The organism is Methylobacterium terrae (assembly GCF_003173755.1).
GTDB lineage: Bacteria > Pseudomonadota > Alphaproteobacteria > Rhizobiales > Beijerinckiaceae > Methylobacterium > Methylobacterium terrae.
Genome location: NZ_CP029553.1, coordinates 3,579,596 through 3,597,668, shown reverse-complemented (window position 1 = coordinate 3,597,668; position 18,073 = coordinate 3,579,596). Strand labels below are relative to the sequence as shown.

17 protein-coding genes and 2 tRNA genes are annotated in these 18,073 nt (G+C 73.5%); 14 read left to right on the top strand and 5 right to left on the bottom strand.

The annotated features are described in order from the left end of the window. Positions 1–184 precede the first annotated feature (184 nt). Together DK419_RS16515 and DK419_RS16510 are read left to right on the top strand one after the other, a co-directional pair. The gene (locus DK419_RS16515) at positions 185–1,522 is read left to right on the top strand and encodes an AmpG family muropeptide MFS transporter (protein ID WP_109960039.1); all 1,338 of its coding nucleotides are present in this window, start codon (positions 185–187) and stop codon (positions 1,520–1,522) included. A 114-nt stretch (positions 1,523–1,636) separates the two neighbouring features. Continuing rightward, positions 1,637–2,593 (top strand): EcsC family protein, encoded by a 957-nt coding sequence (locus DK419_RS16510; protein WP_109960038.1) that lies wholly within the window; start codon positions 1,637–1,639, stop codon positions 2,591–2,593. Positions 2,594–2,602: 9 nt separating this feature from the next. On the opposite strand, the gene DK419_RS16505 is transcribed toward DK419_RS16510, so the two are convergent. Beyond that, positions 2,603–3,994, bottom strand: a complete 1,392-nt coding sequence (locus DK419_RS16505) for a leucyl aminopeptidase family protein (protein ID WP_109960037.1) — start codon at positions 3,992–3,994, stop codon at positions 2,603–2,605. Between the two features lie 148 nt (positions 3,995–4,142). Between DK419_RS16505 and DK419_RS16500 the strand changes: the two genes are divergently transcribed. The 4 genes from DK419_RS16500 (at position 4,143) to DK419_RS16480 (ending at position 7,989) form a co-directional block, all read left to right on the top strand. After that, the gene (locus DK419_RS16500) at positions 4,143–4,328 is read left to right on the top strand and encodes a hypothetical protein (RefSeq protein WP_109960036.1); all 186 of its coding nucleotides are present in this window, start codon (positions 4,143–4,145) and stop codon (positions 4,326–4,328) included. A gap of 89 nt (positions 4,329–4,417) precedes the next feature. Then, on the top strand, positions 4,418–5,254 hold the full coding sequence (locus DK419_RS16495) for a tetratricopeptide repeat protein (protein ID WP_109960035.1): 837 nt from the start codon (positions 4,418–4,420) through the stop codon (positions 5,252–5,254). A 440-nt stretch (positions 5,255–5,694) separates the two neighbouring features. After that, positions 5,695–6,384, top strand: coding sequence for a glutathione S-transferase family protein (locus DK419_RS16485; protein ID WP_109960034.1), 690 nt, complete (start codon positions 5,695–5,697; stop codon positions 6,382–6,384). Positions 6,385–6,480: 96 nt separating this feature from the next. Further along, on the top strand, positions 6,481–7,989 hold the full coding sequence (locus tag DK419_RS16480) for an ATP-binding protein (RefSeq protein ID WP_109960033.1): 1,509 nt from the start codon (positions 6,481–6,483) through the stop codon (positions 7,987–7,989). A 7-nt stretch (positions 7,990–7,996) separates the two neighbouring features. On the opposite strand, the gene DK419_RS16475 is transcribed toward DK419_RS16480, so the two are convergent. Together DK419_RS16475 and DK419_RS16470 are read right to left on the bottom strand one after the other, a co-directional pair. Next, the gene (locus tag DK419_RS16475; RefSeq protein ID WP_109960032.1) at positions 7,997–8,389 is read right to left on the bottom strand and encodes a DoxX family protein; all 393 of its coding nucleotides are present in this window, start codon (positions 8,387–8,389) and stop codon (positions 7,997–7,999) included. Between the two features lie 101 nt (positions 8,390–8,490). Next, positions 8,491–8,802 (bottom strand): hypothetical protein, encoded by a 312-nt coding sequence (locus DK419_RS16470; protein WP_109960031.1) that lies wholly within the window; start codon positions 8,800–8,802, stop codon positions 8,491–8,493. A gap of 277 nt (positions 8,803–9,079) precedes the next feature. Between DK419_RS16470 and DK419_RS16465 the strand changes: the two genes are divergently transcribed. The 8 genes from DK419_RS16465 to DK419_RS16430 all read left to right on the top strand — a co-directional run bounded on the left by DK419_RS16465 (position 9,080) and on the right by DK419_RS16430 (position 15,787). Continuing rightward, positions 9,080–9,664, top strand: a complete 585-nt coding sequence (locus tag DK419_RS16465) for a PilZ domain-containing protein (RefSeq protein ID WP_245442473.1) — start codon at positions 9,080–9,082, stop codon at positions 9,662–9,664. Positions 9,665–9,978: 314 nt separating this feature from the next. Next, entirely contained in the window at positions 9,979–10,395 is a 417-nt protein-coding gene (locus DK419_RS16460; protein ID WP_109960029.1) for a hypothetical protein, read from the top strand. 157 nt (positions 10,396–10,552) lie between these two features. After that, positions 10,553–11,986, top strand: a complete 1,434-nt coding sequence (locus DK419_RS16455) for an NAD-dependent succinate-semialdehyde dehydrogenase (protein WP_109960028.1) — start codon at positions 10,553–10,555, stop codon at positions 11,984–11,986. A 144-nt stretch (positions 11,987–12,130) separates the two neighbouring features. Next, positions 12,131–12,207: transfer RNA gene (locus tag DK419_RS16450), tRNA-Arg, on the top strand. A 76-nt stretch (positions 12,208–12,283) separates the two neighbouring features. Continuing rightward, positions 12,284–12,360: transfer RNA gene (locus tag DK419_RS16445), tRNA-Arg, on the top strand. Positions 12,361–12,872: 512 nt separating this feature from the next. Further along, positions 12,873–14,000: a polysaccharide deacetylase family protein gene (locus DK419_RS16440; RefSeq protein WP_162561283.1), complete on the top strand. Its 1,128-nt coding sequence runs from the start codon at positions 12,873–12,875 to the stop codon at positions 13,998–14,000. 44 nt (positions 14,001–14,044) lie between these two features. Beyond that, positions 14,045–15,265 (top strand): L,D-transpeptidase, encoded by a 1,221-nt coding sequence (locus DK419_RS29920; protein ID WP_342587194.1) that lies wholly within the window; start codon positions 14,045–14,047, stop codon positions 15,263–15,265. Positions 15,266–15,604: 339 nt separating this feature from the next. Further along, positions 15,605–15,787: a hypothetical protein gene (locus tag DK419_RS16430; protein WP_109960026.1), complete on the top strand. Its 183-nt coding sequence runs from the start codon at positions 15,605–15,607 to the stop codon at positions 15,785–15,787. 16 nt (positions 15,788–15,803) lie between these two features. On the opposite strand, the gene DK419_RS16425 is transcribed toward DK419_RS16430, so the two are convergent. Further along, complete coding sequence (locus DK419_RS16425; RefSeq protein WP_109960025.1) at positions 15,804–16,955, bottom strand: NADH:flavin oxidoreductase/NADH oxidase; 1,152 nt, start codon at positions 16,953–16,955, stop codon at positions 15,804–15,806. 7 nt (positions 16,956–16,962) lie between these two features. Then, positions 16,963–17,991 (bottom strand): cyclase family protein, encoded by a 1,029-nt coding sequence (locus tag DK419_RS16420; RefSeq protein WP_109960024.1) that lies wholly within the window; start codon positions 17,989–17,991, stop codon positions 16,963–16,965. Positions 17,992–18,073 lie beyond the last annotated feature (82 nt).

The following is an 18,073-nucleotide window of genomic DNA, read 5'->3' as shown; positions in this document are numbered from 1 at the left end:
GTTCCCATTCGTCAGTTAAGCTCCGGTGGATGCACTGTTAATCCTTCGTCCATCATGATGCCGCCCACTTGCTGGGGTCGACTGGCCGGCGGAGGCCGAACGGGGCGCCGCCGTCACGCGGGTCCGACGCACCGGCGGTCCCGGTGAGTGCGAGACGCTCGGGGCGAGACGTTTGGGGAACACGATGACGACGACGGCCGGGAGACAGGGCACGGGCTGGCTTTCCCGCACCCGCGCCACCCTGCGGGACGTGGTGGCGGACCGGCGCATGGCCCTGATGCTGGTGCTCGGCTTCGGCGCCGGGCTGCCGATCCTGCTGGTCTTCGCCACCCTCTCGGCCTGGCTGCGCAGCGCCGGCATCGAGCGCTCGAGCATCGGGCTGCTCAGCTACGTCTCGCTCGCCTACACGCTGAAGTTCCTCTGGGCTCCCGTCATCGACCGGTTCGACGTGCCGGTGCTGTCGCGGCTCCTCGGGCGGCGCCGGGCCTGGATGCTGCTGGCGCAACTCGCCGTGGCGGCGGGCCTGATCGCGATGAGCCGGGGGGATCCGGCGAACGCCCTCGGCTACATGGTGGTCTGCGCCCTCGTGATCGCCTTCGCGTCGGCGACGCAGGACATCGTCGTCGACGGCTGGCGCATCGATTCCGCCCCGACCGAGCGGCAGGGCATGATGCTGGCCTCCTATCAGCTCGGCTACAGCCTCGCGCGGATCTGCGCCGGCGCCGGCGCGCTGTTCGTCGCCGACGCCTTCGGCTGGGCCCCGGCCTACGGCACCATGGCGGCGCTGATGGTCCTGGCGGTCGCCGGCACCCTCGCGGCGCCGAAGGTGGCGGCCAGGGATCCCGGTCCCCGCCGCGGCTGGCGCCACGCGCTCCGCGAGGCGGTGGTCGATCCCTTCGCCGACCTCGTACGCCGCAAGGGCACGGGCCTCGTCCTGATCCTGGCGCTGATCACCGTCTACCGCCTGCCCGACATCGTCTCGGGCATCATGGCGAACCCGCTCTACATCGACATGCAGTTCACCCTGTCGGAGATCGCCACGGTCTCGAAGGTCTACGGCGTGTGGATCGGCATCGCCGGGGCCTTCGCGGGCGGCATCGCGGTGAGCCGGCTCGGGCTCTACCCGGCGCTCCTCATCGGCGGCATCGCGGCCTCGGCCTCGAACCTGATGTTCGCCTGGCTGGCGCTCGCCGGCCACGACCTGCCGCTGCTCGTCGCCAGCATCAGTATCGACAACTTCGCCGGCGCCTTCGCGGGCACGGCGCTCATCGCCTACATGTCGAGCCTGACCTCGCCGGCCTTCGCGGCGACCCAGTACGCGCTGCTCTCCTCGCTCTACGCCCTGCCGGGCAAGTTCGTCGGCGGCCTCTCGGGATTCGCCGTCGAGGCCCTCGGCTACCCGACCTTCTTCGTGATGACCGCCGCCGTCGGCATCCCGGTGACCCTGCTCTGCCTCGGCCTGCGGATGCTGCCCGGCGAGGTGGAGCCGGCGGCGCCGGAGGAAGTCCCGGCCCGGGCCTGAGGGCCGGGACTTCATCGCGGAAGGCCGCTTCGCCCGGGTGCCCGCCCCTTGCGGAACCCGCCCCCGGCGCCCCAGCTTTAATCCCGGAGAGCTGTCGTCCGCGAGGGAGCGTCCGTGTCCGAGATCGTCGCCGCCGAGCCTGCCCCGTCCCCCGTCCCGGTCGGGACGCCGGGGCCGTTGAGCGCCGAGGACCGCGAGGCCCTGCGCAAGGCGGTGGCCGCGCTGGAGCGGCCGAGCCTCGCCGGCCGGCTGTCGGCCATGGCCGGCGCCCCCCTCGACCTCATCACCCGCGCCCTGCCGGCGCCAGTCATGGACGCGGTCGGCCACGCCACCGAGACGGCGATGCGCGGCGCGCTGCACGTGGCGCTCGCGACCCTGCCGAAGGCGGAAGCCGGACTGGCGGGCGGCGCGCTCGTGCCGCTCGGTCCCGACGTCTCGCCCTCCTGGCGCGGCCGGGCGATGGAGCTCCTCGAGCGCTTCCCCCCGGGCGACCGCGGCCACAAGGCGCTCGCGGCGGTCTCGGGCGCCATCGGGGGAGCCTTCGGCCTCTCCACGCTCGCGGTCGAGCTGCCGCTCTCCACCACCCTGATGCTGCGCTCGATCGCCGAGATCGCGCAGCGCGAGGGCGAGGACCTCGGCGATCCGGAGGCCGCGCTCGCCTGCATGCAGGTCTTCGCGCTCGGCGGCCGCGGCGCGACGGGAGGCGAGGGCACCGCCAACGCGGCCGAGAGCGGCTACTTCGCGGTCCGCGGCGCGCTCGCCAAGGCGATGTCGGAGGCGGCGCGCTACGCCGCCGGCCGCGGCGTCGTCGAGGAGAGCGCCCCGGCGCTGATGCGCTTCGCCGGCCAGGTCGGCGCCCGCTTCGGGGGCGTGGTGTCGCAGAAGCTCGCCGCCCAGGCGGTGCCGGTGCTCGGCGCCATCGGGGGCGCGGCCGTCAACACCGCCTTCATGGACCATTTCCAGGCCATCGCGCGGGGCCACTTCACCGTGCGGCGCCTGGAGCGCCGCTACGGCAAGGCGACGGTGCGGGAGGCCTACGAGGCCGAGCGGGCCTCCCTCGGGGCGGCTTGAGCCGCCCGTTCAGGCCCTGGGCGCGGGGTAGCGCCGCTTCAGGAGGGCGTAGACGAGGCGCGCGGTCTGCACCTCGCCGCCCTCCGGCCGGCCGGGCTTCGTGCCCGGGTTCCAGCCGTAGAGATCGAGGTGAACGTGCGCCTTGGCCGACCGTGCGAAGCGGCGCAGGAACAGGGCCGCCGTCACCGCTCCCGCGAAGGGGCCGCTCGAGACGTTGTTGAGGTCGGCGACCTTCGAGTCGAGCAGGGACCCGTAGGGCGCCCAGAGCGGCATGCGCCAGACCGGGTCGTTGACGGCGAGCCCCGTGGCGGCGAGGTCCGCGGCGAGCGCGTCGTCCTCGGTGAACAGGGCCGGGAGATCGGGGCCGAGCGCCACCCGGGCCGCGCCGGTCAGGGTGGCGAAGTCGAAGACCAGCTCGGGCGCCTCCTCGTCGGCGAGGGCGAGCGCGTCGGCGAGGATCAGGCGCCCCTCCGCGTCGGTGTTGCCGATCTCGACGGTGAGGCCCTGCCGGCTCGCCAGCACGTCGCCGGGGCGAAAGGCCTCGCCGGCCACCGCGTTCTCGACCGTCGGGATCAGCACCCGCAGGCGGAGGGGCAATCCGGCGCCCATCACCATCTCGGCCGCCGCCAGCGCCACCGCCGCGCCAGCCATGTCCTTCTTCATCATCAGCATCGCGGCGGCGGGCTTGAGGTCGAGGCCGCCGGTATCGAACACCACGCCCTTGCCGACGAGGGTCACGCGCGGCGCCCCCTCGTCGCCCCAGGCGATGTCGATCAGGCGCGGCGCCCGCGGCGAGGCCCGTCCGACCGCCGCGACGAGGGGAAAGCCCCGCTCCAGCGCGTCGCCCGCCACCACCGTGCAGGCGGCGCCGAAGCGCTCGGCGAGGCTGCGCGCCGCCGCCTCGATCTCCGCCGGGCCGAGGTCGTTCGCCGGGGTGTTGACGAGGTCGCGCCCGGCCGCGACGGCCCCCGCGATCCGCTCGATCTCCGCCGCGTCGACGCCGTCGGGCGCGACCAGCCGGGCCTTGGGGGCCGGCCGCTCGCGGTAGCGGCCGAAGCGGTAGCCCGAGAGGAGCCAGGCGAGCGCCGCGAGGGCGGGATCGCCCGGCAGGCCCTCCAGGCGGTAGGTTCCCTCGGGCAGGGACTCGGCCAGGCGCCCGAGCGCGAAGGGATCGGCCCGCTCGCCGGTCTCGACCCCGACCAGCACGGCGGAGAGCGCCCCGTCCGGCCCCGGCAGCAGCGCGACGCGACCGGGCTTGGCCTCGAACCCGGAGGACGCCGCGAAGGCGGCGGCGAGCGGCGGCAACGCCTCGGCGATCCGCGGCCAGGTCTCGGGTGCGACGCAGCGGATCGGGATGGCGGCGCCCTCGGTCGCCGGCAGGAGCGTGGTCACGCGGGGCATCCCTTCCTCACAACGCGCTCGGACAGGCCGGAGGGGGAGGCAAGTTGGAGCGGTTGTCAATCCTCGCGCACGGGTCCGCCGCGGGAACCCCGGCGGCCTTGCGGCGTCACCCCCGGGACGAGACCCGATCACCCGCGAAGGAACCGCCATGGCCGAGGACAGGAAGCCCATCAACCCGCTCGAGCGGCGCGAGACCATCGGCGTCGAGGACGGCAGCCGCCACGAGGGCGAGGCGGTGACCCCGAGCCGCCACGGCACCGGCACCGACCGCGGCGGCGCGAAGGCGACGGCGCCGGCCCCGAAGGCCACCCCGTCCGACACCCCGCAGCGTTAACGGTGGGTTAGGGTTAACGACCTATCACCACGGTCACGAGGGCCGTGGGAGCGGGTTGCCACATCCCAGGCCCGTCCCTGGAGTGGCCGATGCCCGCGACCGTCGAGACCCGTCCCGTCCGCTCGAACGCCCTGCGGCGGCTCGGCCTCACCGGGCTCGTCGCGCTGATGGCCTCGGGCTGCCTGTCGCGCCAGCCGCTCACCACCGGCTCGATCGACGCCAGCGCCCCCGCGACCACCGCCCGGCGCGACGTCGGGCGCCTGGCGGAACGCTACGAGAAGGATCCGTCCGACCTCGGCACGGCGATGGCCTACGCCCAGGCCCTGCGGGCGACCGACCAGGGCCCCCAGGCCGCGGCGGTGCTGCAGCAGGCGGCCCTGCGCAACCCGAAGAACCCGGCGGTGCTCGCCGCCTACGGCAAGAGCCTGGCCGAGATCGGCCGCTTCGGCGAGGCCGCGGAGGTGCTGCGCAACGCCCACTCGCCGGCCAATCCCGACTGGCGGGTGCTCTCGGCGCAGGGCGCGGTGGCCGACCAGATGGGCGACAACGCCCAGGCGCAGCGCTACTACGAGGCGGCGCTCAAGATCGTCCCGGGCGAGCCCTCGGTGATGTCGAATCTCGGCCTGTCCTACGCGCTCGCCAAGCGCCTGCCCGAGGCCGAGGCCACCTTGCGCCAGGCCAGCGCCGATCCCCGCGCCGACGGGCGGGTGCGCCAGAACCTCGCCCTGGTGCTCGGGCTGCAGGGTCGCTTCGGCGAGGCCGAGCAGGTTCTCACCCGCGATCTCGGCCCGGCGGAGGCGGCCCAGAACGTCGCCTCCCTGCGCGCCTTCGTGTCCCAGCCCAACGCCTGGAAGGCGATCCGCTCGGCCGAGAAGGCGGGCGGGGCCAAGGCCGCGCACCCGCAGGTCGCCGCCTCGGCGATGTGACCCCGCGATGCAACTTGTGATCCGGCCCTTCGGCCCGAGGATCACAGCGGTGCCCCCACCTCCGCCGACAGCCGCTCCGCGGCCTCGCGCAGCCGCCGCGCGACGGTGTCGGCCTGCGGGGCGGCTGCGCGAGGCCGGGCCCGACAGGGCGATCGCCCCGACCAGGCGCCGAAGACCGGCATCGCCAGGGAGGCGACGCCTTCGAGCCGGGGCCGGGGCCGGGCCTCCTCGGGCGTGGCGTTCGCACTCGCTCACGTCGTGTCGGTTCGGGGATCGCCTTGGCGGCGCGCGGCCCCGGCACCAACCGGCGCGGCGGGCGCGGCTGGGGACGGGCCGCGTTGCCGCGATCGTCCCGAGCCGCCATGATCCGCGCCGCGCCGGAGGAACGCCCGAGGAATGCCCGCGACGGGGCACCCGGCGGCCGGCGCCGGAGGAAGCCCTTGACCCGCGTGCTCTACGAACTCGCCGCCGCCGACCCTGAGCGGCGCTTCAGCCCGTTCTGCTGGCGCATCCGCCTCGCCCTGGAGCACAAGGGCCTGGCCTTCGAGGACCGGCCCTGGCGCTTCACGGACACGGCGGCGCTCGCCTTCTCGGGCTCCGACAAGGTGCCGGTGCTGGTCGAGGACAACCGTCCGATCGCGGAATCGTCGGTCATCGCCGCCCATCTCGAGGCGGCCCATCCGGACCGGCCGTCGCTGTTCGGCGGGCAGGCGGGGGCAGCGCTGACCCGGTTCCACGTCGCCTGGACCGACGGGGTGCTGCACCCGGCCCTGGTGCCGCTCCTCCTCCTCGACATCCACCGCCACCTCGCCGAACCCGACCAAGCCTATTTCAGGACGAGCCGCGAGGCCCGGTTCGGGAAGACGCTCGAGGCGGTCTGCCCCGATCCGGAGGCGCAGCTCGTCGCCTTCCGGCGCACCCTCTCGCCGGTCCGCGCCGTGCTGCGGGCCCAGTCCTACCTCGGCGGCGATGCCCCGCTCTACGCCGACCACGCGGTGATGGGCGCCTTCCTGTGGGCGCGCGGCGTCAGCGCGCTCGCGCTCCTCGAGCCCGACGACCCGGTCGAGGGCTGGCGCCGGCGGATGCTGGAGCGGCTGGGGGAGGGGTCCCGGGCACTGACCTCCGGCTGACGCGCGCCCGCGCAACTCCCCTGTGGACCCCGGGCGGCGACGCGGATCGGGACCGCCGGAGCCGTGTTACGAGTCGGGCCATCGCAGGGAGCCGAGATGACGATCAGCGTCGAGATGGGAGTGGCGAGCGGCGGCCGGCCGGCCGCCCTCGACCTGGAGGAGCTGCTGGCGACGCGCCTCCTCGTCCAGGGCAACTCCGGCTCGGGCAAGTCGCACCTCCTGCGCCGCCTCCTGGAGCAGAGCGCGCCGCACGTGCAGCAGGTGGTGATCGACCCCGAGGGCGACTTCGTCACCCTGGCCGATGCCCACGGCCACGTGGTGGTGGAGGGCGACCACGGCGAGGCCGACCTGCAGCGCATCGCCGCCCGGGTGCGGGCGCACCGGGTCTCGGTGGTGCTGACGCTCGAGAGCCTCGACGTCGAGGCGCAGATGCGCGCCGCCGCGGCCTTCCTCGGCGGCCTGTTCGAGGCCGAGCGCGACCACTGGTACCCGGTGCTGGTGGTGGTCGACGAGGCGCAGCTCTTCGCGCCGGCCGCCGCCGGCGAGGTCTCGGACGAGGCCCGCAAGGCGTCGCTCGGCGCGATGACCAACCTGATGTGCCGCGGCCGCAAGCGCGGGCTCGCCGGCATCATCGCGACGCAGCGCCTCGCCAAGCTCGCCAAGAACGTCGCGGCGGAAGCGTCGAACTTCCTGATGGGCCGCACCTTCCTCGACATCGACATGGCCCGCGCCGCCGACCTGCTCGGCCTCGAGCGCCGCCAGGCCGAGAGCTTTCGCGATCTCGAGCGCGGCCACTTCATCGCGCTGGGGCCCGCCCTGTCGAAGCGCCCGCTGCCGATCGCCATCGGGCCGGTTTCGACCTCGGCGCGCTCGTCGAGCCCCAAGCTCGTGCCGCTGCCGAGCCCGGCCGCCGGCGACGATCTTCGCGAGCTGATCCTGACGCCCGCCGAGAACGAGCCGGTCTGGACCCCCGCCCCCCGCCCGGCGCCTACGCCGCGGGCGACGCCGACCGACCTGCTGCAGCAGCTCGCCCAGTACCGCCCGCCGGAGCCGGTCGAGGTGGCCCCGAGCATGACCGACGCGGAGCGGGACGCGGCCCTGTCGGACATCCTGCGCGAGATCGCCGCCGACCCGGATGGCGCCCACCACCCGATCGCGGTGCTCTACCAGGACTTCCTGGTGCGCTGCCGGATGCGCCGGCTGCCGGGCGAACCCCTCGATCTCGGCCGCTTCCGCCGGCGGCTCGCCATCGCGCGGGCCGGCGTCGACGGCGAGGCGGCCGACGGCGACGAGGCGGAGGCCGTGACGGCGGCCTGCGCCAGCCTGCCGGAGGAGGTCCAGGGCCTGTTCCTGCTGCTGGCGCGCGCCGCCCGCGCCGGGGCGCCGTGCCCCTCCGACGACGCGCTCGCCCGCGCCATCGGCTCGCGCTCGCCCGGCCGGGCGCGGCGTCTGCTGGCCTACGTCGAGAGCCGCGGGGCTGCCGTGTGCCGCACCGATTTTCGCGGCAACCGCGTCGTCGCCCTGCCGGGCCTCGGCTGCGAGACGGCGCCTGGCAACCCGAAGGGCGCGGCGGAGGAGCCCGCCGGGCTGTTCGCGGCCGAGTAGGGGATAGTCAGACCCGGGCGGCGACCTGCAGGCCAGCGGGCACCAGGTCGCGCCGGTGCGCGTAGGCCAGGCCGGCGAGCAGCCCGAGCAGGACCAGGGCGGGGACCGCCATCGCCGGCGGATCGCCGGCCCGCAGGTGGCTGACGACCGCCCCGACCATGATGACGGCGAGTAGCAGCGCGCCGTGGGCCCTGGTGCCGCGGCCCCACAGCAGGGCCGCGCCGAGCGCCTGGGCGGCGCCGACCCCGTACATGAACCACAGCGGGTAGCCGAAGCGCGCGAAGCCCTCGACCTCGAAGGGGAGGGCGGCGAACTTCATGCCGGCCGCCGCCAGGAACACGGCCGTGAGCAGGCCGCGCAGCAGGAGGCCGAGGCGCGGCCCGATCGTCGTCGATGTCATGGTGTCTCGTCCCCGCTCGCGTCGTATCGGCCGTCCGGCCGGGGCGCCCTGGTAGCGGCGGGGGATTGCGTCGTGATTGCGTGCCGCGTTTCGTCGGCGCCTCAGGGCCTGGCGCCCTGGCTCCCGGCCCGCTCGTCCCGGCCGTACAGGATCCGGCGGAAGCTGTCGCAGAGATGGGCTTCCGGCGGCGTCTCGACGACGTCCATCCCCGGGCCGGTCGGATCGGCCGCCGCGGCGAGCTGCTGGGCCGCGAAGGTCGCGCCCGGCCGCCCGGTCATCAGCTCCTCCACCCGGTCGAGCAGCGCGGCGACCCGAGCCTCCGGCAGGAGTCCCGCGCCGTGCAGCGCCCGGACCAGTTCGGTCGTCAGCGCCTCGAGGGCGATCAGCCGGTCTTCCGCTTCCTGTGCACCCATGACGGTCCGCCCGCTCGGTTGGCTCCCGATCCAGAGAAGCAGGGAGGTGCGAACCTCTTCCCAATCGATTCGCTCGAATTCGATGCGATGCGGGGCTGTCCCGCGCAGTCCGGAAGGCCGACCGCGCGACGATCCGTCGGTGCCGATGCAAGCGGCATCATGCACCGGACATTAAGCCTCCCGGGCGATGGTGATCGGGGCACGGCCCGCGGCCTTGCGACCCGGCGGGGCCCGGGCAATGCTGCTGTTACGTGTCGGTGAGATCGTGGCGGACTCGTTGAAGTTGCATCTCCAGCCTGAACCGGACGCCAGGCCGATCCAGATCCGGGTCGGTGGACGCTACATGCTGCCGGGCGGGGTGGAGCATGCCTGCGAGACCCGCAGCCTCTCCCTCGAGACGATCGAGGTGCTGGCCCCGGAGAGCGGCCTCCTGGGCGACCCGGTCACGCTCTACCTCGACGAAGTCGGGCCGGTATCCGGCGCCATCCGGGCCGTCTCGCCGGACGGCTTCACCCTCACGGTGGATGTCGGCCCCGAGCGGCGGGCCCGCTTCGCCGCGCGCCTCGACTGGCTCGCCGACCAGGCGAGCGGGCGCACCGACCAGCGCAGCGACCCGCGGATCGTGCCGACGCAGCGCGCGGTCGAGGTGCGCCGCGCCGACGGCCGGGTGCTCGCCGGGACGGTCATGGACCTGTCGATGACCGGTGCGGCCATCGCGGTGACCGAGGTCCCGCCGGTGGGCGAGGCGGTGACCATCGGCAAGCGCCGCGCCACGGTGGTCCGCCATCTCCAGAACGGCTTCGCCGTCACCTTCCGGCTGCCGTTCCGGCCCGAGACCTTCGGGCTGCACATCGTGCTCTGACCGGTCCTTACATCCCGGGCGGAAAGAACGCGCATCCGGACAGAAGAAAGCCGCCCTCGCGGGCGGCCCGAAGTCTTGGAGGAAAGTCTTGGAGGAAATTCCTGGAGGAACGCCCGTCAGGGCCTCCCCCGTATGCCCGCGAACGGACCGGGACGGGGTGCGCGGGCGCACACGACGCGCGGGGACCGGCGCAGGATGGCGGATCGCGCCCGATCCGGCCGGGCGCTGCGGAAAATTTTCCTTCGACAACGGCCGAGGTACGAAGAGTACAACCGTTGCGGCGCACGAAAATTTAATCCGCTCGCGGTGAGATCATGCTCGGGTTTCACGACGGCGGCGAGCGCCTGGGGGACGAGCGGATGCGCGGCTATGAGCGAACCAGCGGGATCGACCGGCTCGACCGCGGCATGAACCGGGGTCAGGAACGGGACTACGACCGCGGCGACATCCGCATCGTCGTGTCGGCCGCGCCGACCGAGTACAAGAAGGAGCGCGCCTCCTCGTACCTGCCGTGGCCGGTGAAGCTGGTCCTGAGGCTGGGCCTGTTCGTCCTGGCGATCGTGTCGGTCTTCGTCCTGCCGAACTACGTCGATTGCCGCAACCAGCACTCGTCCGGGATGTTTTACCACGGCATGACCGTCTCGGCCTGCACGCGCCAGAACGTCTACGGCCAGATCGGCGACACGCAGCGACGGTTCGAGAACATCGCCCGCGCCATCGGGGCGCATTGAAGCCGGCCCGCGCCGACGGGACAGGTCGGGAATCTGTCGGGTCAAGCCCTGACAGAAGGCGTGGACGGGCACGGGGCGTTGCGCCGCGGAGCCTGTCTCGCCGGGAGGATTTGTCTTAGTTAAGGGCCGTCCCTTCCGGAACGAGGACGAGGCCCCGATGTTCCCAGACGTGAAGCTTCACATCGCCGGCGAGTGGCGCGCAGGCAGCGCCGGCCAGACGATCCCGATCCTCAACCCGGCCACCGGCGAGACCCTGAGCCAGCTCGCCGTCGCGACCCGCCAGGACCTCGACCAGGCCCTGGAGGCGGCGGATCGCGGCTTCAAGGCCTGGCGCAAGGTCTCGGCCTTCGAGCGCAGCAAGGTGCTGCGCAAGGCCGCCAACCTGATGCGCGAGCGCGTCGACGCGATCGCCCGGATCATGACCCTCGAGCAGGGCAAGCCGCTGGCGGAAGCCAAGATGGAGGTGCTCGGCGGCGCCGACACCATGGACTGGTTCGCCGAGGAGGGCCGGCGCGCCTACGGCCGGGTGATCCCGCCCCGCGCCGAGGGCGTGATGCAGCTCGTCATCCGCGAGCCGGTCGGGCCGGTCGCGGCCTTCACGCCCTGGAACTTCCCGATCAACCAGGCGGTGCGCAAGGTCTCGGCGGCGCTCTGCACCGGCTGCTCGGTGATCCTCAAGGGCCCCGAGGATACGCCTGCGAGCTGCACCGCCCTGATCCAGGCCCTGCTCGACGCCGGCGTGCCGGGCGACGTGCTCGGCCTCGTCTACGGCGATCCGGCCGAGATCTCGTCCTACCTGATCCCGCACCCGGTGATCCGCAAGGTGACCTTCACGGGCTCGACGGCGATCGGCAAGGAGCTCGCCGCGCTCGCCGGCAAGCACATGAAGCGCGCCACGATGGAGCTCGGCGGCCACGCCCCGGCGATCGTGTTCCGCGACGCCGACGTGCAGAAGGCGGTGCAGGTGCTCGGCGCCAACAAGTACCGCAACGCCGGCCAGGTCTGCGTCGCACCGACCCGCTTCCTCGTCCACGACTCGGTGTTCGACGCCTTCGTCGACGGCTTCGTCGGGCTCTCCCGCGACCTCAAGGTCGGCAACGGCCTGGAGGAGGGGGTGAAGATGGGCCCGCTCGCCCATGGCCGCCGCATCGAGGCGATGGAGGGCTTCGTCGCCGACGCCGAGCAGAAGGGCGCGCAGTTGCGCACCGGCGGCAAGCGCATCGGCAACCAGGGCAACTTCTTCGAGCCGACGGTCTTCACCGACCTGCCGCTCGACTCCCGGATCATGAACGAGGAGCCGTTCGGGCCGATCGCCGCGATCCAGCGCTTCTCGGACGACGAGGAGGCCTTCACGGAGGCCAACCGCCTGCCCTACGGGCTGGCCGCCTACGCCTATACCCGCTCGGCCGAGACCGCCACCAAGCTCGCCACGCGGGTGGAGAGCGGCATGATGTCGATCAACCACCACGGCATCGCCCTGCCGGAGACGCCCTTCGGCGGCGTGAAGGATTCGGGCTACGGCAGCGAGGGCGGCTCGGAGGCGATCGAGGCCTACCTCAACACCAAGTTCGTCACCCAGGCGGGCTTCTGAACCGGGGAGGGGGCTGCCCAAGCGGCCCCCTTCGCTGGCCCCTTCGCAGCCCCCTCTTCCGCCGGCGAAATAGGGGTTGCCAAGCCAGGGCGAACCCCTTAGATCCCACCTCCACCGGCGGGGCGCACCGCTCCCCCCGGTCAGGCGCCCGTAGCTCAGCTGGATAGAGCACCAGACTACGAATCTGGGGGTCAGAGGTTCGAATCCTTTCGGGCGCGCCATTCACTCGATGGACTACCACGTGACGGCCGGCTTGCCGGACCGCACGAACATCGCGAAGATCCCATCTTCGCCAGGGCGCCCGTAGCTCAGCTGGATAGAGCACCAGACTACGAATCTGGGGGTCAGAGGTTCGAATCCTTTCGGGCGCGCCATTTCTCTCCCTGTCACTGTCGACGAGCATGACGTCGGGCGCGAACCGCGTCGATCGACCGGTGACGCTCGCCCCGCAGCAGAGCGCTCCTCCCGGCGTGAACCGACGCTGAGGAACCCCGTCGAGCGTCCGGCGTGACCGCGCCCCGGCGGCTGCTCGCCGCGATGCGCGCGGGACGGAATCCGCTCCCCGTCGATCACCGGTCGGAATGCCATGCTTCACCGGTCGCGATCATCCATCCTCGTCTTCAACGACGCCGCGCGAAGACGCGCGCGACGATCCATCCGTTCCGTGATCGTCGCTTCGCCGCCAATTCTCGCCGGAATTCTGATCGTTATTCAGGATTTAACCCTGTTCGACGATCGCGAACGAGCCGACTTGACTACAGCCGAGAGGATATTCCCACGTCCCGGCCTCGGAGAGACTATCGCTCGGGACCGCCGCGTTTACCTGCGACTCAGGTTTTCATGAGAATTTGCATGGGACGGCCGGCGTTGATGGCGGAGTTTGTTCGTGCGTTGCTTGAAGCTCCTGCTGCTGTCCGGTCTTCTCTGCGCACCGCCGGCCCTGGCGGACGAATGCCGGCCCGGGGCGCTCGGCACATCCCGCGTCCTCGAGGTGCCGTTCTCCGCGGGACCGGTCGGCAAGGCGAGCTACGGGCGCACCCTGCCGCTCGAGCGCGGCGAGGTGGTGCTGACCTTCGATGACGGGCCGCTGCCCCGGCGCACCCCCGCGGTCCTCGACGCGCTCAGGGCGGAATGCGTGAAGGCGACGTTCTTCGTCGTCGGCAGCATGGTGGCGCAGTTTCCCGACATCCTGCGCCGGACCGCCGCCGAGGGCCACACGATCGCGACCCACACCTGGTCGCACCGCTACCTCGACCGCGTCCGCAGCGCCGAGGTGCGGCGCGACCAGATCAACGGCGGCCTCGAGGCCGCCCGCGCCGTCCTCACCGACGACGAGCCGGCCCTGTCGCCGTTCTTCCGGTTCCCCGGCCTCGGGCACAGCCCCGCCCTCGATGCCTACGCCGCCGCGCAGCGGCTGGTGCCGATCAGCATCGACGTCGACGGCGACGACTGGAAGAGGATCACCCCGGCGGCGGTGCTCGACCGGGTGCTCAGGCGCCTCGACGCGACGGGGCGCGGGATCATCCTGCTCCACGACATCCAGCCCCGGACCGTGGCGATCCTGCCGGAATTGCTGCGACAGCTGAAGGCGCGCCGCTACCGCGTCGTCCACATGGTGCCGGGGCGCGCCGACACGCGGGCGGCGCTCGCGGCCCTCGACGCCCCGCGATCCGGGCCGATGCGCGTCGCCCTCGACCGGCTCGGCGCCCGCATGGCGGTCCAACTCGCCGCCCGCCCGCCGGCTCCCGGCCCCGGAGCAGGCGGCGTCGCCGACGAGGCGCCGCTCTTCCTGCGCGCGGGCCTGTTCGAGGAGGCGGAGGCGCCGCCCGCCGCAGCCCCCGCGCCGCGGGAGCAGACCCGGACGCCCGAGGCGGTGCGCGTCGCGGTGATCGCCGACACGGGCCCGGGCCCCGCGCCGCGGGGCGGCTGGAGCGGGTTCGTGGTGGTCGGCGCGGTCCCGTCCTCCGCCGGCTTCCGCCCCGTCGCCGCGGCCGCGGCCACGAGCGCGCGATGAGCCCCGCTTCCCCGACCCCGATCCCTGCCCGGAAAGCCTCCACGATGCGACGCCTCGGCCGGTTCCTGCCCGCACTCCTGCTCTGCGGCGCCGGCCACGCGGCGCTCGTCGGCGCCGCGCAGGCGATGAACGCCGACGAATCGCCGACCGGCTGGTGGGCGCCGAGCTTGCGCGACTGCGCCGACCCGGCGAGCCCGCGGGTGTTCGAGATCCGCCTGAGGCCCGCCGCCGAGGCGCGGCTCGAGGCGCACGACCTGCGCTGCCGGATCGACCGGGTCTCCGACACGGCGATCGGCTACCGGCTCCACATGCGCTGCTACCACTCGGCCGAGGACCTGCGGGCCGATGCCCGCGCGCAGGCCCGCCAGATCGTCGTCGACGCGATCGGGCCGGTGACGATGCGGGCGGACGGGCAGCGGGTGTATCGCTGCCGCTCCCGCCCCGCCGCCTCCGCTGCGGCTCCCGCGGCCATCGCCGCGGGCGAGGCCCCGGCGACGGTGCCGGCCCTGCCGCTGCCGGACGCGCCGATGCGCCTCGCCGCGCTCCCGTCCGGGGCGCCGCCCGTTGCGCCCGCGCCAGGCCCCGGGGCGAGTCCTGCCCTCGCGGCGATTCCTGCCCTCGCGGCGAATCCTGCCCCTGCGGCGAGTCCCGTTCCCCTCCCGGGTCTCGCAGCGGTGCCGGGTCCCGCCCTCGTGCCGGGTCTCGCCGCCCCACCGGATCCGGCGCCCGACGCGCCGACGCGCATGGCGGCGCTTCCTGCCGAGCCGCTGCCGGCCTCACCCGCGCCGGCCCCCATCGCTCCGAGCCCCCCGCCCGTCGGCCTCGCGGTGCGGCGCGGCAAGGTCGTCGGCTATCCGGGGGCGCAGGCGCCCGGCACCATCGTGGTCGATACCGCGGCGCGCCTCCTCTACCTCGTGCGCGGCGACGGCACGGCGGTCCGCTACCGGGTGGCGGTCGGTCGCCCCGGCACGACCTGGAAGGGCACCGAGACGGTCACCGCCAAGCAGGAATGGCCGCAATGGACGCCGACGCCCGAGATGCGGCGCAGCCGGCCCGGCCTGCCGCGCCACGTCGCCGGGGGCCCGCGCAACCCGCTCGGCGCCCGGGCGCTCTATCTCGGCTCCTCGCTCTACCGCATCCACGGCACGACCGACCCGACCTCGATCGGCCGCGCCGCTTCCGCCGGCTGCTTCCGGATGCTGAACGAGGACGTGATCGAGCTCTACCGCTTCGTCCCGGTCGGCACGAAGGTCCAGGTGATATGAGACAGAGGTGAACTGAGAGCCTGTTCGACAGACTCGTCGGTATCGAATTCTCCTGGCCGTTCCGGGGCCGCGCAGCGGAACCCGGGACCCACAACCGCTGGATCCAGGATCGAGCGGGACGGTCTTCGCTGATTTCTTCGATCAGCGATTATGGATCCCGGGTTCTCGCTTTCGGCGAGATCCCTGGACGACGCAGAGAGTTGTCGACGTGCGCGCCGGACCAACCGGCCCCTCCCATCGAACGGACCCTGAAACGGGAGACGACGCGGCCGCACCCGGAACGATCATGCGCCCGGTCGATTGCCTCGGCGGAGACGCCCGTTCCCGCAGGAGGCACCGATGGCCGACGATCCGTCACGAGACACGCGACGCGAGACCAAGATCTCGAACGGTCCCAACGCCCGCCCGCGCGACGAGACCATCGCCCAGACCGGCCCGGGGCTGCCGAACGACAGCAGCGCTCCGGTCGAGATCGACGAGGAGGAGGCCCGGCGCATCGAGGACAGGATCCGCGCGTCCTGAGGGGGACCTCCGTCCCCTAGGCCGGCCGCCAGGGCCCGAGCCGGGCGATGTCGCGCTCCCGCCGCTCCAGCCACCATCCGGCCTGCTCCGGCCAGGTCTCGAAGCCGGGTTCCGGCGCCCCGTCGAGGGTCCGGCTCGCCCGCACCGTCCAGTTCGGATCGGCCAGCGCCTCGCGCCCGACCGCGACGAGGTCGGCGCGGCCCTCGGCCACGATGGCCTCCGCCTGGTGCGGATCGACGATCAGGCCGACCGCCATGGCGGAGAGCCCCGTCTCGCGCTTCACGGCCTCGGCGAAGCCGACCTGGAAGCCGTAGTCGCGCCGGATCCGCGCGGCGGTGGCCGAGCCGGCGAGCCCGCCCGACGAGCAGTCGAGCACGTCGACGCCGAGGGCGCGCAGCTCGCCCGCGAAGGCGAGGGTGTCCTCGAGGGTGAGGCCGCCCTCGAGCCCGTCCACCGCCGAGACCCGCACGAAGAGCGGCTTTGCCGAGGGCCAGGCCTCCCGCAGCGCCCGGGCGACCGCCAGCGGGAACCGCATCCGCCCGGCGCGGTCGCCCCCGAAGGCGTCCTCGCGCCGGTTGGTGAGCGGCGACAGGAAGGTGTGGAGCAGGTAGCCGTGGGCGGCGTGGAGCTCGATCACGTCGAAGCCCGCCGCGTCCGCTCGGCCGGCCGCCGCCACGAAGGCGGCGGTGAGCCCGTCGAGGTCGGCCGGCGACAGCTCCGCCGGCATCAGCCAGCCCTCGTCGAGGGGGATCGCGCTCGGAGCCACGATCGGCCACGGCGCCTCGCCGCGGGCGACCTCGTCGGCCGAGAGCGGGCCGTTGCCCTCCCAGGGGCGCTGCATGCTGGCCTTGCGGCCGGCATGGGCGAGTTGCACCCCGGCCGCCGCCCCTTGCGCCTTGAGGAAGCCCGCGACCCGGGCGAGCGCCTCGCCGTGCGCGTCCGACCAGATCCCGAGATCGCCGTGGGTGATGCGCCCCTCCGGCACGACCGCGGTCGCCTCCAGGATCACCAGCCCGGCGCCGCCCAGCGCGAAGCGGCCGTAATGGACGAGGTGATAGTCGCCGGCGATCCCCCTTTCCGCCGAGTACTGGCACATCGGCGGGACCACGACGCGGTTGCGGAGCCGCACCTCGCGGAGCGAGAGGGGCGTGAAGAGCTGCGCGGTCATCCGGTCCTCATACGGTGGCGATCGGCGTCGTCGGCGAGCCGACCGCGCCCGGCAGCCGCAGGGGCGGCGCGGTGAGGAGGAAGCGGTGGCGCCCGTTCGCCCGCAGCCAGGTGGCCAGCGGCGTGAGGTGCCACAGCTCGCCGAGATTGACCCCGAGGCGGAACAGGCAGTGCTCGTGCAGCGGCAGGGTGGCGCAGCACCCGTCCCCCGGCAGGGCCGGGTGGACCTCGACGGCGTAGTTGTCGGCGATGAGGGCGACCAGTCCCGAATCGGTGATCCAGTTCAGGAGCCTGCGGTCGCGCCCGTCGAGCCCGGCGCAGAGCTCGTGGACCACGGCCGGATCGGGGTTGCGGTTCATGCCGAGCAGCCGCTCGGAGAAGCCCGTATGGAGGCAGACCATGTCGCCGGGCTCGACCGTGACGCCGTCGGCGTCGAGGATCTGTCGCAACTGATCGTAGCCGACCGCCACCCGGGCGTCGCCGAGATGGGCGTGGAGGTCGATCATGACGCCGCGGCCCTGCATGCCGCGCTCGGCCAGCCGCTCGATGCCCAGCGCCTGGGCGCGGGAGGGCGCGCCCGCCTCCTCGGGGGTCGCCGGGCCGGTGATGTCGGAGCCGGCCCGGAAGCCGTTGTAGTAGACCGGGCGCGGGGTGCCGTCGCCCTCGACGTCGAACAGCGAGCCGACATGGGCGAGGCTGTCCCACTGCGTCGAGTATTGCAGGTGCAGCACCGCCAGGTCGTCGCTGATGACGTCGGTGGCGTCCGGCACCTCCTCGCAGACCGGAAAGTTCATGTTGGGCCGGCCGCTCGCCCGCACGGTCGGGCGGATCTGCGGCGGGTGACGACGGGGGTTCAGCACGTTGCCGCCCGGAAAGTCGAGGGGCAGGCTGAGGCAGAAGGTCAGGCCCTCCCGCACCTCGGCCGCGCCCTGGCGCACCTTCTCGGGGGTCAGGAGGTTGAGCCGGCCGAGCTCGTCGTCGGGGCCGAAATCGCCCCAGGTCGAGCCCTCCGGGCGGCGGCGCCAGCGCATCGTCATGGTCGTTGCCCTCGCTGCTGAGGCCGCGCGGGCGTTCCGCCGCCCGCGCGGCGGCGCACGATCGCGCGCGCCGACCGTCCGG

Bases quoted from the DNA above. Each gene is read 5' to 3' on its own strand.
- DK419_RS16470 (WP_109960031.1), bottom strand. From the start codon at position 8,802: ATGGGTGCACAGGAAGCGGAAGACCGGCTGATCGCCCTCGAGGCGCTG.
- DK419_RS16475 (WP_109960032.1), bottom strand. From the start codon at position 8,389: ATGACATCGACGACGATCGGGCCGCGCCTCGGCCTCCTGCTGCGCGGC.
- DK419_RS16515 (WP_109960039.1), top strand. From the start codon at position 185: ATGACGACGACGGCCGGGAGACAGGGCACGGGCTGGCTTTCCCGCACC.
- DK419_RS16430 (WP_109960026.1), top strand. From the start codon at position 15,605: ATGGCCGACGATCCGTCACGAGACACGCGACGCGAGACCAAGATCTCG.
- DK419_RS29920 (WP_342587194.1), top strand. From the start codon at position 14,045: ATGCGACGCCTCGGCCGGTTCCTGCCCGCACTCCTGCTCTGCGGCGCC.
- DK419_RS16500 (WP_109960036.1), top strand. From the start codon at position 4,143: ATGGCCGAGGACAGGAAGCCCATCAACCCGCTCGAGCGGCGCGAGACC.
- DK419_RS16480 (WP_109960033.1), top strand. From the start codon at position 6,481: ATGACGATCAGCGTCGAGATGGGAGTGGCGAGCGGCGGCCGGCCGGCC.
- DK419_RS16425 (WP_109960025.1), bottom strand. From the start codon at position 16,955: ATGACCGCGCAGCTCTTCACGCCCCTCTCGCTCCGCGAGGTGCGGCTC.
- DK419_RS16455 (WP_109960028.1), top strand. From the start codon at position 10,553: ATGTTCCCAGACGTGAAGCTTCACATCGCCGGCGAGTGGCGCGCAGGC.
- DK419_RS16460 (WP_109960029.1), top strand. From the start codon at position 9,979: ATGCTCGGGTTTCACGACGGCGGCGAGCGCCTGGGGGACGAGCGGATG.
- DK419_RS16505 (WP_109960037.1), bottom strand. From the start codon at position 3,994: ATGCCCCGCGTGACCACGCTCCTGCCGGCGACCGAGGGCGCCGCCATC.
- DK419_RS16495 (WP_109960035.1), top strand. From the start codon at position 4,418: ATGCCCGCGACCGTCGAGACCCGTCCCGTCCGCTCGAACGCCCTGCGG.
- DK419_RS16420 (WP_109960024.1), bottom strand. From the start codon at position 17,991: ATGACGATGCGCTGGCGCCGCCGCCCGGAGGGCTCGACCTGGGGCGAT.